Below are 12788 nucleotides of genomic sequence, written 5' to 3'. Positions count from 1 at the left end.
TACGATTGGCCTAGTGATTCATCGGTTAAGGCAATAGTATAAAGGCCGATATGATAAAACATATTGGCTAGTATGTACAAAATTTTGTCTTGTTTGCCCAAATTATTAGTCAAAATACTCGCCGCTTTAGCGCCTAGAAGATGAACTAGCAGCTTGAAGCATTACATCAAGTCGTAGCACTTTAGCTTTTTACGTAAAGTCCCACGATTCAACCCTAATATTTGCGCGCACTTGGTTTGATTGCCGCGAGTCTTTTCGAGGACTACGGTCAATAATGGTAGCTCGACTTCTTTTAAGATAAGCTCATACAAATCAGTTGGTAGCTCGTCGCCCAAGGCTAGAAAATACTCACGAACCACACGTTCAACATGATAGCGTAAAGGCTCAGAGCTCTCAGCTGAGCTTGCATAATGTACGCTTTGGGCAAAATGATTGGCGGAGCCCTGTACAGATGGTGTCATAAGGTGTTTTCCTCAATATTGGGCAGATGATCAATAAATAGGTTCAATAGTAATCCTATCAATTTGCTGGCGAGTCAGAGGGATAGTAAACATAAAAGGTTGGCTGTAATTGGCAGACAGCTGGCTTTGACGAGTCATCAAGTAGTCTTCTGGTAGCGCAATAAACTCTCCGACTAATGCATCGCTACCATAAATACTAACTCTAAGACTAGGTACCAGCTGGGTCTCGGCACTTTGATTCGATAGGGTCGCTTGCACATCACTATAAGCAGTAGCCGCTTTAATCTTGCTTGCTCTAAATACGGGGTCAGAGATGACAAAAGCATCTAGATCAGCAGAGGGTAGTCGGCACGCCGCTATCACACACACAGCCTCCAAACGGGCAGCATAGTCTGGATCTTTGATTAAAGTATTTAAATTAAAGATAATATATTGGGCAAATAAAGATAAGGTTAAGACCAAGCAACCAGCGCTCCACAGTAATATTGCTACTGATTGCGGTCCGTCATCGTAGTGCCCCGATCGCGTCTCATCATCTTGAGCAACATAGCGCGGCACTCTATCTTGAGCTAAATTACGCTGCGCTAAGTCTTGATACAAATACTGATTACTCAGCGCTTTATCGATCTTGTTAGTGGGCAAAACGGGCTGAGTTAAATAAGGCGTTGATTGAGTAGTCGACTGCGAAGCACTCTGGTCAGCAGATTGTGCTTGAGCGTGACCGAGCGGCTTGTCGTGGTGACTATTATGCTTACTGAGCAGCTCTTCGAGCCAGTTATTATTTGAATGCGCGCTATCATCTGGTGTTACTGTATTATTCAATGAATCATCATTGGCAGAAACAACTAAATGCTCATTCACCAAAAAGTTGTGCTGACAATGGGCACAGCGCATCTGTGTGCTCGGTCGCTGTAAGAGCTCTGGCAATTCAGCATTTAGTTCAAAATACACCTGACAACTAGGACACTGAGTTTTGATACGCGTAGTCATGTCATCAAGTCCAGAAGCAGTGTTCATTAATTCTACTCAGCTACTATTGGCGGTAAGTAGGTACTGCCAATATCGTAACAGATGTAATTAAATGTTGCTAGCCTGTAAATGTTCCTGAAAGTCGTTGCCAATGATGATCTTCTTGCGTGGTAAAAGCATGCTTAGGGTCGAGGGTAAAATAGGGCTGATAAGCGTCAATAACTTGCTCAGTCTGCGACTCAATAAGACCTGCCAACACTAGCCTGCCTTGTACAGCGATAAGCGTTGCAAAATAAGGCGCTAACCCAATAAGCGGTTTTGCTAAGATGTTAGCGGCTATTATGTCTACTGGTATCACGTCATTCTCAGCGTAGTAATCGTTGAACTCTTCTGGTAAAAAAGCCAATAGCCGCTCATCAACTTGATTGCGCTCAGCGTTTTGCTTAGTGGCCAATACTGCTTGTGGATCAATATCTACCGCATAAACTTGACGCGCGCCCAATAGCAGAGCAGCTATTCCCAAAATACCAGAGCCGCAGCCATAATCGATGACGACTTTATCCTGCAGGTCCTCGTTGGTGAGCCAATCTAAGCATAAGCGAGTCGTTGCATGATAGCCTGTGCCAAAAGCTAAACCTGGATCCATAATGATATTGGTTGCTTCAGGGTTTGGAGGTGTCAACCATTCAGGTACAATCCAGAGGTTATTGGCGCATTCGATCGGCTGATAATGCGTCATCCATTCACGCTCCCAGTCCTTGTCCTCGACAGCGCTGAGCCAAGTACGACTGGCGTCTACTTGTGCAGCGATATCATGACTGAGCTGCTCGAGAGCCTGTCGATTACCCTGTTCGGTAGTGGCGTCAAAGATACCTGTTAGTACTACCTCATCCCATAGTGGCGACTCGCCAGGTAGTGGCTCAAACAAAGGCTGGTCGCCTGCATCGTCTAACATAATAGACAGCGCGCCCGATTCTAATAACAACGCTTCTGCCAAATCAACGTTGGTTTTTTTACACTGTAGATGCAGTTGTTGCCATGCCATAAAAATGCCTTTAAAAATAAAAGTGAGTTTAAAAATGATAAGTTCTAATGCTACCTAACACATACTGACTATCTCGCCTTGCTACTAACGAAGCGCCTGCTGCGCCTCACGAATCACGCGAGTGTTATTCTGTGCTTGTCCAGATCTAAGAATAAGCTGCCATAAAGCGCGGCGACGATTAGCATCTTGCGAGACAGTCAGGCCGCGGCGAGCCATCGCTTCGGCTTTACGGGGCTGATTCTTTTTTAGTGCGACTTGCGATAAATAAAAGTATACCGCGGACGATCTAGGCGCCAAACGCTGCGCACGGGTAAAGCTGTTCTCTGCTGCGGTCAGATTACCAGATTGCAGCTGCGAGGTACCGACTCGCATCAGGTTCTGAAAAGCAGGTAAATCGCTTTTATTATTAGAAGCTTGCCGGCTGGACTGTGAGGACTGCTGCGAGTTTTTACGGGCACGCTCTAATAAATCGCTATGTGAGGGTAAGCTCGGCGATTGAGAAGGCGTATTAGCGTCATAAACAGGTGGCTCTTCAATCATCGCATCCGGTAGCGGTATGACTAAAACATTATCATTAGGAAGCGTCGGTATGGGCTGATTCGGGGCTGAGCCAGACTGAGTTAAGGGGTTTTGACGATTGTTGCTATTTTCATAAGTCGTAGGGGCTTGGGCAGGCGGATGATAAGGCTCAATAGGGTAGCCATCATTGGTGTAGCTAGGTGCTGGCTGGCTAGAGTCAGCAACCGCAGTCGTTTGAGTAGTAGAAGTTACCGACCCTTGATTAGCCATTGTAGACGGCGCGGTTTGACAAGCGCTCAGGGTTAAGGCGCTCATTATTATAGTAGGAAGAAGTACGCGCTTCGACGGTAATGAGTGTGCTGCTCCGCTTGCCAAAAGTTGTGAGTTTTGCTGCTTTATTGTCGCCATATCCTGCTACCTCTACTTAATATTACATCATCTATAAACAGCAAAAGATTTACTGAATAATAGGGTGATTTGTTTTTGATAATAAGTTATGTGTCGTTATCATGTCACAATGCCACAATGCCACAATGCCACTATGCACGTATCAGTATACAGCCCCTAACTATAAATAATGGGCTTTAGATAACTCTAAAGCCCTTATTATAACTCGATTGTCCTGCTTTTAGCAGCTATTGAATCAACCTTTAGAACCACTCAAGCGCGCGGTCGTACCAAGTATCAGCGCCTCGTTGTGGCTCATTATTCTCCATATCTTCATCAGTGGGCTGTTGCGTATTGTCCAGACCTTCTGACTGTGGCTGCCCGAAAGTAAATCCGCGTTCACGCGCTTGTTCTTGCTGATAAAGCTGCAAAGCGCACTCACTAGCCTCTTCAGGTAGATAGGCGGACATCACAGGTAAGTAGCGTGCATTGGCGCAGCGCTCATTAGAGAGCTTGCCTGAGTTGTTCTCAAGCCATAACCATTCGATCCCTTCCGGCTCTGCCATGGCTACAGGAGTTAGCTTTAAACGGCGCATATAATCAACCCAAATCGGTAGCGCTCCAGTACCACCGCCAAGACCGATAGGCTTATTATCATCGCGGCCTACCCAAACCACACTGACATAGTTACCACTATAGCCTGCAAACCAAGCATCTCGGTAGTCATTAGTGGTTCCAGTCTTACCCGCTAAATTCAGCTCACTACCCAAAGACTGCGCTCGGCGAGCCGTACCTTCTTTGACCACTTGCTGCAAAGCGTAGTTGGTCAAAAAGTTGGCTTCAGGCGGCACACTGCGCTGTGTGTTGAGCCCAGTACGCTGCAAAATACGACCACGATCATCGATAACGGTACGAATACTATGGATAGGCGTACGAAAGCCGCCTGTAGCAAAGACCTGATACACGCCAAGCATATCCATCGGACTGAGATTAACAGCGCCTAATAGCGCAGAAGGGTAAGGAGAGATTTTTTCTTCGATACCCATACGGCGTAGTTGTCTGGCAAAAGTATCTAAACCAAACTCCATCCCTAAACGTACAGTGCTTTGGTTATAGGACTTAGCTAGGGCAGTGGTGAAAGGAACAAACCCATGATCGCGGCCATCGTAGTTTTCGGGGTTCCAGTCGTTACCGTTTGAGGTGACTGTGATAGGTGAGTCATCCACTGAGCTGGCTAAATTATAGCGTCCACTCTCAAGCGCGGTCATATAGATGATAGGTTTTAGCAGCGAGCCGACGGGACGTTTAGCATCTACCGCTCGGTTAAAGCCGGTGAACTCGCTACCGCTACCGACGACAGAGACAAGCTCACCGGTCTCAGGATTGGCACTGACCAAAGCGCTTTGTAAATCTTTGGTCTTACTATTATTACGGCGCAGCTCACCGAGCTTACGATCAATCGCTTTGTCTGCTGCTAGCTGTGCAATAGGGTCGAGGGTACTGATAATAGTCAGACCTTCGTTTTTGAGATCGTCAGCATAGTAGACATCATTGAGCTCGCGTTTAACGATGTCCAAAAAGTCAGGAAACTGGCTCTTACCTTCAACGGGCTTATCGACGACGCCTAAAGAGTTGTCAGAGGCAGCTGCATAGTCTTCTGCTGTCAGCTTGCCTATCGCTTGCATATTACTCAGCACCACATCGCGGCGCGTTTTGGCCGCTTCTGGATGACGACGCGGGTTATAGATGCTAGGCCCTTTTGCCATACCCACCAACATCGCTTGCTGATCTAGACGCAGCTCATTTAAAGGTTTATTAAAATAAAACTGTGATGCGAGGCCAAAACCATTAATAGAGCGATTGCCGTTTTGACCTAAGTAAATCTCATTTAGATAAGTTTGTAGTATCTCATCCTTGCTATAATGCAGCTCTAGCAGTATCGCCATCAACGCCTCGTTGGCTTTACGCTTAAGAGTACGATCTGAGTTGAGATAAAAGTTCTTAATCAGCTGCTGGGTGATAGTCGAGCCGCCTTGCATAGAGCCGCCTGAGAAGTTATTGATGACCGCGCGCGCTATGCCGCGTATCGATACGCCTTTATGCTCATAAAACGCGCGATCTTCAGTAGCAATTAGCGCATCTATGAGCGGCTGAGGCACCTCATCTAAAGAGACGACTAAGCGATCTTCGTTACTATCTGGATAGATGCCGCCGATACTGACAGGCTCTAGGCGTATGATACCTGTATCGTTTTGCTCAGTGCTCTGGATGCTTTGGATCTTACTATTAGCAAGCGTCATTTTGATGACTTGTTCTTTATCGACATCGTTAGCGCTATAGCTAAAGCCCCGAGTATGAATAAAGTAGGTATTGCCGGAGCGGTGGAAGCTACCAGTACGATCATAAGCGGTGTTGCTTTGATAGTTCAGTAGATCAAGCCAAGTCTTTATCGTGTCTTTATCGACATTAGCGCCTTGATACAACTCAAGTGGCTGCGAATAAACTTTAGCTGGAATATCCCAGCGCTTACCCTCAAACTTACTAGTGATAGTACGATCAAGCTTGATTAGGTATAGAGCCAATAACACCATAGCTACGATGACAATGATGAGTAAGATACTGCTAAACACAATCCCGCCTTGTTTGGAGGGTAGGGAGCTCATTGCAGCTCTAGGCGACTGCGGCGGGGTAAGATTAGGTTTTTGCACTGATAACACACCGTTTTAACATAAAAAAACTGCCTCATAATGACGCAAATTGACTAAATTTTCAATCTATCATCTCAGTTCCGGCATTCATTACGCCATTCATCATACAATGGCATAAAACCGTTATAATAAGTAGAGCTTATCGCGCTGTAATCGCAGCTTAATGAATAAATACCGATACCTACTTTTAATCTAGAATATCACTGCCATATAAGATAACGACTTATAGTGAGTCTCACTATGTTTTTTATATGAATTAAGCACCGTTTTGAGCAAGGTATAAGCAACATTAGTTAGATAGTAATTCCCAAATAACAGCGTACGGCTATGATTAGATTGACGATAAGATAGTTTTACCAAAAGCTGATTTTATAAAGTAATGTCCTCTAACAATAAGCCGGTCATTAATAAGAGCAATCATGTCCCCTTCTTTTTCATCCTCGTCTGTGTCCCATTCTCAGTATGACGATAGTTCCATCACCCAAGGGCTAGTGCTGCCGCAGGTTGGGCACTGTTTTCATTGCGGTGATCCAGTACCTAAGCCGCCATTTCACGCACAGATATTAGGCGAGGCGCGTGAGATGTGTTGTATGGGTTGTCAGTTGGCAGCTGAGAGTATCGTAGAAGCAGGGCTTGAGCAGTATTATCTTGATCGCTCAGAGATTAACCGTACCGCAAGCCTGCCCACTCAGTTAACGCAGCTTGAAGCTTATGATCATGATGAGATCAAGTCGCAGTTTGTCTACGCGCAAGAAGGTCTATCAGTCGCTGAGCTGTCAGTCAATAATCTGCGCTGCGCGGCTTGTACTTGGCTGATTGAGTCAAGGCTTTATGAGATTGATGGCGTGGATAAATGCCAAGTCAACTTGACCAATCAGCGCATGCGTATTATCTGGGATGAAAACAAGCTGCCCATTAGCCGTATCTTAGCGGTGATCAATGAAATCGGTTACGACGCCAAACCTTATCGCCAAGATACCCATGAGGCGATGCTAGCCCGGCACAATAATAAGATGCTGCTCAGGCTCGGTATCGCGGCTCTCGGTGCTATGCAAGCGATGATGTATGCAGTAGCGCTATACTTTGGTGAATATAGCGATATGCTGGTCTTTCAGCGCGACTTTTTGCGCTGGGTGTCGTTATTTGTCAGCACGCCTGTTTTCTTTTATGCTGGCGTGCCGTTTTTTACCTCAGCATGGTCGGCGATTCGTGCGCGTCAAGTCAATATGGATGTGCCGGTCAGTGTCGCTTTAATCGTCACGTTTTTCGCTAGCATGTATGCCACCGTGACCGGACAAGGCGAGACTTACTATGATTCAGTAAGTATGTTCATTTTCTTTTTATTAGCTGGGCGCTACATTGAGCATAATGCACGGCTAAAAGCGGCGACTATGGCCAATGATCTGGTCGTGGTTGAGCCAATTTTAGTCCAAAAAATCGCTGAAGATAAGGCGTCGGCTGCGCTAATTTTAGAGCGTTTAAACCAGCAAAGCCAAGCTGACGTCGCACCGTTAGTAGCCAGCGATATTAATAATGCGGTTGATACCAATGATGATATCAGTACCAATCTAAAAGCCAGTCCGTTACCTAACTTTATGCAAGATATGGACGCTAATGTCCACACACTGACGCAAAAGATTGCTGCCGCATGGCAACAATCCGCGGCTTCGGTAACCGAACTACATGCCGCTGATAAGTCCATGGTCACCGCTCAAAGTCTGCAAGTGGGCGATATTATCATGATCGAGGCAGGGGCGGAGATCATCAGCGATGGTATCTTGCTGAGTCCAACTGCGACCGTCTCACAAAGCCTGCTGACCGGCGAGGGCGACCTGATTATCAAGCGTCAAGGCGACTACATCCTTGGCGGCGCGCAAAATGACAGTCAGCCGTTTGAGATGCTAGTGACGGCCTTACCAGAAGACAGTCAAATGGGACTGATCGACCGGCTAATGAACCGTGCTATGAGCGAGAAGCCTAAGCTTGCGCAGCAAGCCGATAAGCTGGCACGTTGGTTTGTCGCGCGTATTTTGTTGCTCTCGGTCTTAGTGTTCATTGGTTGGTATATCGTAGATCCTAGTCTAGCCATTTGGGCCACTGTCGCAGTGTTAGTCGCCACTTGTCCTTGTGCATTATCCTTGGCAACGCCTATTGCGCTGACGGTAGCGACCAATAGGCTAGCAAGCTATGGATTTTTGACCACCCGTGGTCATACGCTGCAAACTTTGGCTGAGATTACCCACGTGGCATTTGATAAGACAGGTACGCTGACTTACGGTAAGCCCAATTTATTAAGTATTGAGCTGTTAAACGCTCAAGCATCAGCTCATGCCGACTCGCAAGATAGTCTATTAGCGATAGCGGCTGCGCTAGAGGTGGGCAGTCGCCATCCGATTGCCCACGCGCTGCTGACGGCGGCCTATCAGTTACACCTGCCAACTACCCAAAACCTTCAACATTACCCGGCAGGCGGCGTTGAAGCGATAGTCGATGGGGTTTTATATCGGATCGGTCATGCTGATTTCGCTATGGACGCTGCCCATGACGATACGAGCAGCAGTGCTCAGTCGCTAAATATCGATTTGATAGCCCATCGAGCCAGCTCAGCGGTGGTTCTATCTTGTCAGTCTTTAACTAAAAGCTCCGAAGATACTGTGCCTAGCTGGCAAGCACTGGCCTGCTTTTATTTCAATGATAAGGTTCGTGATAGCGCCAAAGCGACTTTGGACTCTCTAAAGCAGCTAGGAATAGAGTCAGTGATGCTAACAGGCGACCCTAGTCCGCAAGCTTTAGTTATAGCGGACACCTTAGGGATGAGCGCCGCTTATAATGGCCTATCGCCTACGGATAAAGTCAATCACATCCAGCAGCTACAAAGTAAAGGCGCAGTGGTACTGATGGTCGGTGATGGTATCAATGATGCGCCCGTGCTCGCTGCCGCTGATGTGTCTACGTCTATCGCTGGCGCCGCTGATCTGGCGCAAGTGTCTAGTGATAGCATTATTTTAAATGGTCAAGTCGAAGGTATTAATGCGGCTAAGCGCATCGCTGATAAGACCGAGCGCATTATCAAACAAAACTTTCGCTGGGCATTAGGCTATAACGGCATTGTCCTGCTGCCAGCTATCTTTGGTTATGTGCCGCCTTGGCTTGCTGCAATCGGTATGTCGCTAAGCTCCTTGATAGTGGTACTTAACGCTCTACGTCTGAAACGGGCTTAAAGGCTAGGCTACAAGCAAAACAATAGCATGAACATTGAGCAAAAAAAACGCCTGCTAAATATAACAGGCGGTTTTTTATTTTTAAAAGATGAGTAGCAAATAGCCTTAACACTAGTCTTGTAAGTAGCTTAGCAGACGCATAAATTCGATATACATCCACACAAGCGTTGCGAGGATACCGATGCTAAATAACCACTCGTAGTCTTCAGAGATACCCGCTGCTACGCCGCGATCGATATTATCAAAGTCAAGGAGGAGGGTAAAAGAAGCAATAACAATGACAAACAAGCTAAAGCCGATTGCAATAGCGCCGCCTTCAAACAAGAAAGGTAGGCTTGAGCCAAAGGCTAGAGATAGTATCCACTGCGCCACGTAAACGAGCATAATAGCAATAAGTGCTGAGGTGACAATCGAGCGGAACTTTTGTGTGACTTTCACCAGACCAGAGCGATAAAGTCCTAGCATCACTGCCGCGGTGACGAAGGTTGCGCACATAGCAGTGACAGGTACGCTTGGGTACATACGCATGAAGAATAGCGAGATACCACCCAAAAATATACCTTCGAGTAGGGCATAAGGGACAGCTAAGGTTTTGGCTTTTTTGGGTTTAAAAGTCATAAAAACAGCTAAGCCAAAGGCGGCAAACATGCTACCAAAAGCGGCCATAGTGATAAAACCTTGTGACAGTCCTGCCATAAGAGCATAAAAGAAAAAGCCTACGCCCGTGATAGCCGCCAGCCCAAGTAACATACTGGTCTTTTGGATGACACCTTTAACGGTCATAGGCTCGCCGCCGACCGCAAATTCTGCGCGGCTGACAATAGGATTAGCCATACATATATCCTTAATATAAAATAGTATAAATCAACGTTACTTTAGCAAAACCGGGATTATTGTCAACTGTCTTTGCGTGACTCATATCAAGGCTTAGCCTTGATATCCTCTGCTTATTGCTAAGGGTTAGCGAGCAGTCACAAGAAGGCACTACTGAGCGCTAAAACAGCGCTACTAACTATAAGTAAAAATGAATCACAGCAAATCAGCTAATGGTTAAGTCGGTCAATAAAAGCCCTTTTAAAAAGGTCATTTAAGACAAATCATTCAGCTAAAGTGAGCGTCTAACCTTTTATAGATGGGGTCGATTACGACAGTTAACAACGATGATTGGTAAAACATGCTAGTTTAACGCTTTATTTATCGCTATCATTAGCTTGATAGTTTATGACTAAATCAGCATTAGACTTTTTAAGTTTGTGGGTTGTCATCTAAAAACCCTCTTTCGATGCTGTTAATTATAAAAAGTCGATGTCATGCATCACTTACCTTTGCACTTCTTTAAGTTTGTCGAGTCGCTTTATGGAAAACTCAGCGCAGTCAGCCCGATTGCCACACTTGCACGAATCAGAACTGTTTCACGCCATCAAAAACCCAGCCTTTCGCCGCATTGGTCTGATGGGCCGTGCCGGCAAGCGCAGCGTTATTGAGAGTCTCATTCAAGTGGCAAGCACAGTCAACGAGATGAATCTAACGCTGATTATGGATGTGCAAACCGCCAATCTACCGACTTTAAATTTAGTAGATATCGAAAAGGTAAAAATCGTCAAGCGCAGTTTGATCGGTGAGATTTGTGACTTAGTGATTGTCGTCGGCGGCGATGGCTCTATTTTACATGCCGCTGAGGCATTGGCGCGGTACCGGGTTCCTGTGCTTGGGGTCAATCGCGGTCGTCTTGGGTTTTTGGCAGATGTGAAGCCCAATGAGGTTGCCTTTAAATTAAAGCAAGTATTAATGGGGAACTATCAGCTCGATCATAGGTTTTTGCTGACGATGGAGATACGCGAAGGCGACAATATCTTGCATGAAGATATGGCGCTCAACGACATTGTGCTGCATGCGGGCAAGTCGGTACACATGATTGACTTTCAAATGAAAATTGACGGTCAAGACGTCTATCGTCAGCACAGTGATGGACTCATTGCCGCGACTCCGACGGGCTCGACAGCCTATGCACTCTCGGGTGGCGGGCCTATTATCCATCCTAGCATGGATGCGATTTGTCTGGTACCGATGCATCCACATACGCTCTCAAGCAGGCCTATCGTGGTCAGTGGTAGTAGTGAGGTCTGTATTCGCATTCATGAGGACAATCGCACTCAGCCAATGGTCAGCGCTGACGGTAAACCTAGCGTACCTATTGAGCAGGATCAACGCTTATATATCCGTAAACATCCTGATAAGCTAACTTTGCTGCATCCACCAGGGTTTGAGTTTTATGAAGCTTGCCGTACTAAGCTGCATTGGAACGTACATGCCGAAGAGTTCAGTCTCGATAGCGATGACGATGATGACATTGAGATAGAAGGCATAGAGATAGAAAGCGTAGAGATACAAAGTACTGACCACCATATTATTGAGGCTGATGCTCAAAGTACTACCCCTGAGCAGATAGATACAAACACCGATCGAGTCACTAAATTTTAGACAGATTACAGATAGCTAAAGAAGAGGAGTGAAGATGAATAAAGAGACAGTACTAGCCAGTTTGACCCCGGAGATAGTAGATAAATTCCGAGTAGCCATTGAGATTGGTAAATGGCCAGATGGCCGTAAGCTAAGCGCTGAGCAGCGCGAAACGTGTATGCAAGCGGTGATGATGTGGGAGCACGAGCATCTAGAGCCCTCCGAGCGTGTCGGCTTTATTCATAAGCCTATCAAAGACGACGGCAGTATCGTGGGCGCGGAATGCGATGTCGAGCACGAACATCATTATCCTAATATGCCCAATCCTAAAGGCGCGATCCAACCGGTAAAATTCCGCGATCAATAATGCGTAATATTAGGGCGTGTCCCTAATTCAAGCGTTTATGACTAAATGGGCTAAAAATGGCTAAATCTTTGGCAAACGGTGTCAAATAGCTGGTCAATATCTTGATATTACCTGCGCTATTTTCCTTGTTTGCCTGCAATTTATCTCATTTTTATCACCATTTTTAAAATAGGGACACGCCCTAAAAGCAAAAATCCACACTATGATCATAGCGTGGATTTTTTGGTCTATGCTGTTATTTTATAAAACTAAACTTTTAGAACTAAGCTTACAAAGCAGTGGTATCGACAGTCGGACGTAGCGTTAAAGGATTTTTTTGCATCAAAAATCCTTGCCAACCCCAATGCAAGAAATTGCGGATATTGGCGTGATCCGTACCCTTAGGTGTGGCTAGCACTTTTTCATAATGCTCACCAAATAGTTTAAGGGTATCTAGCTGGTTTAGGCCATGATGCTTAGCAAAGCCAAAGACTTTGGCACTACCTTCGTTTTCGCCAGCGGCATTGTGCTGCATACCATTGACAAACGGCGCTGGGGAATAACGATAAAAATCGTCAATAAAGCTGATAACATCGTTAAAACCTATGGCTTTTTTATTCAAACCATTCAATAAAGCCGAGACGTCGGATTGGCGGATGCTCATAGTAAATG

At 46.0% G+C, this 12788-nt stretch carries 10 protein-coding genes; 3 read left to right on the top strand and 7 right to left on the bottom strand.

Annotated features, from left to right (window positions below; translation table 11 throughout):
• Positions 1-161 precede the first annotated feature (161 nt).
• The 5 genes from fis to mrcB form a co-directional block, all read right to left on the bottom strand.
• Complete coding sequence (fis, locus tag W234_RS14040) at positions 162-461, bottom strand: DNA-binding transcriptional regulator Fis (protein WP_025647022.1); 300 nt, start codon at positions 459-461, stop codon at positions 162-164.
• 30 nt (positions 462-491) lie between these two features.
• Entirely contained in the window at positions 492-1478 is a 987-nt protein-coding gene (locus W234_RS14250; RefSeq protein WP_084212665.1) for a zinc-ribbon and DUF3426 domain-containing protein, read from the bottom strand.
• 70 nt (positions 1479-1548) lie between these two features.
• Positions 1549-2475: a 50S ribosomal protein L11 methyltransferase gene (gene prmA, locus W234_RS0111690; protein ID WP_025647020.1), complete on the bottom strand. Its 927-nt coding sequence runs from the start codon at positions 2473-2475 to the stop codon at positions 1549-1551.
• Between the two features lie 84 nt (positions 2476-2559).
• Entirely contained in the window at positions 2560-3402 is an 843-nt protein-coding gene (locus tag W234_RS14245; protein WP_198013364.1) for a tetratricopeptide repeat protein, read from the bottom strand.
• A gap of 242 nt (positions 3403-3644) precedes the next feature.
• Positions 3645-6089, bottom strand: a complete 2445-nt coding sequence (gene mrcB, locus W234_RS0111680) for a penicillin-binding protein 1B (RefSeq protein WP_025647018.1) — start codon at positions 6087-6089, stop codon at positions 3645-3647.
• 419 nt (positions 6090-6508) lie between these two features.
• Here mrcB and W234_RS0111675 point away from each other — a divergent pair, with 419 nt between their 5' ends.
• Entirely contained in the window at positions 6509-9310 is a 2802-nt protein-coding gene (locus W234_RS0111675; protein ID WP_037059815.1) for a heavy metal translocating P-type ATPase, read from the top strand.
• 111 nt (positions 9311-9421) lie between these two features.
• Here the strand turns inward: W234_RS0111675 and W234_RS0111670 are convergent, their stop codons facing one another.
• Positions 9422-10144, bottom strand: a complete 723-nt coding sequence (locus tag W234_RS0111670; protein WP_025647016.1) for a Bax inhibitor-1/YccA family membrane protein — start codon at positions 10142-10144, stop codon at positions 9422-9424.
• 522 nt (positions 10145-10666) lie between these two features.
• Between W234_RS0111670 and W234_RS14025 the strand changes: the two genes are divergently transcribed.
• Together W234_RS14025 and W234_RS0111660 are read left to right on the top strand one after the other, a co-directional pair.
• Positions 10667-11791: an NAD(+) kinase gene (locus tag W234_RS14025; RefSeq protein ID WP_227501951.1), complete on the top strand. Its 1125-nt coding sequence runs from the start codon at positions 10667-10669 to the stop codon at positions 11789-11791.
• A 34-nt stretch (positions 11792-11825) separates the two neighbouring features.
• A complete protein-coding gene (locus W234_RS0111660) occupies positions 11826-12137 on the top strand; it encodes a YeaC family protein (RefSeq protein WP_025647014.1) in 312 nt (103 codons plus the stop codon).
• Positions 12138-12405: 268 nt separating this feature from the next.
• Here the strand turns inward: W234_RS0111660 and W234_RS0111650 are convergent, their stop codons facing one another.
• Positions 12406-12780 carry a HopJ type III effector protein gene (locus W234_RS0111650; protein ID WP_037059813.1) on the bottom strand — a complete coding sequence of 125 codons (375 nt, stop codon included), beginning with the start codon at positions 12778-12780 and terminating at the stop codon, positions 12406-12408.
• Positions 12781-12788 lie beyond the last annotated feature (8 nt).

Source organism: Psychrobacter sp. TB15 (assembly GCF_000511655.1).
In the GTDB taxonomy this organism is placed as follows: Bacteria; Pseudomonadota; Gammaproteobacteria; order Pseudomonadales; family Moraxellaceae; genus Psychrobacter; species Psychrobacter submarinus.
This window is presented reverse-complemented; position numbering and strand designations above follow the sequence as displayed.

Excerpts from the sequence above, each read along its gene's own strand:
- W234_RS0111670 (WP_025647016.1), bottom strand. The coding sequence starts at position 10,144 with ATGGCTAATCCTATTGTCAGCCGCGCAGAATTTGCGGTCGGCGGCGAG.
- W234_RS14250 (WP_084212665.1), bottom strand. The coding sequence starts at position 1,478 with ATGAACACTGCTTCTGGACTTGATGACATGACTACGCGTATCAAAACT.
- W234_RS0111650 (WP_037059813.1), bottom strand. The coding sequence starts at position 12,780 with ATGAGCATCCGCCAATCCGACGTCTCGGCTTTATTGAATGGTTTGAAT.
- W234_RS14245 (WP_198013364.1), bottom strand. The coding sequence starts at position 3,402 with ATGGCGACAATAAAGCAGCAAAACTCACAACTTTTGGCAAGCGGAGCA.
- W234_RS0111660 (WP_025647014.1), top strand. The coding sequence starts at position 11,826 with ATGAATAAAGAGACAGTACTAGCCAGTTTGACCCCGGAGATAGTAGAT.
- fis (WP_025647022.1), bottom strand. The coding sequence starts at position 461 with ATGACACCATCTGTACAGGGCTCCGCCAATCATTTTGCCCAAAGCGTA.
- W234_RS0111675 (WP_037059815.1), top strand. The coding sequence starts at position 6,509 with ATGTCCCCTTCTTTTTCATCCTCGTCTGTGTCCCATTCTCAGTATGAC.
- W234_RS14025 (WP_227501951.1), top strand. The coding sequence starts at position 10,667 with ATGGAAAACTCAGCGCAGTCAGCCCGATTGCCACACTTGCACGAATCA.
- prmA (WP_025647020.1), bottom strand. The coding sequence starts at position 2,475 with ATGGCATGGCAACAACTGCATCTACAGTGTAAAAAAACCAACGTTGAT.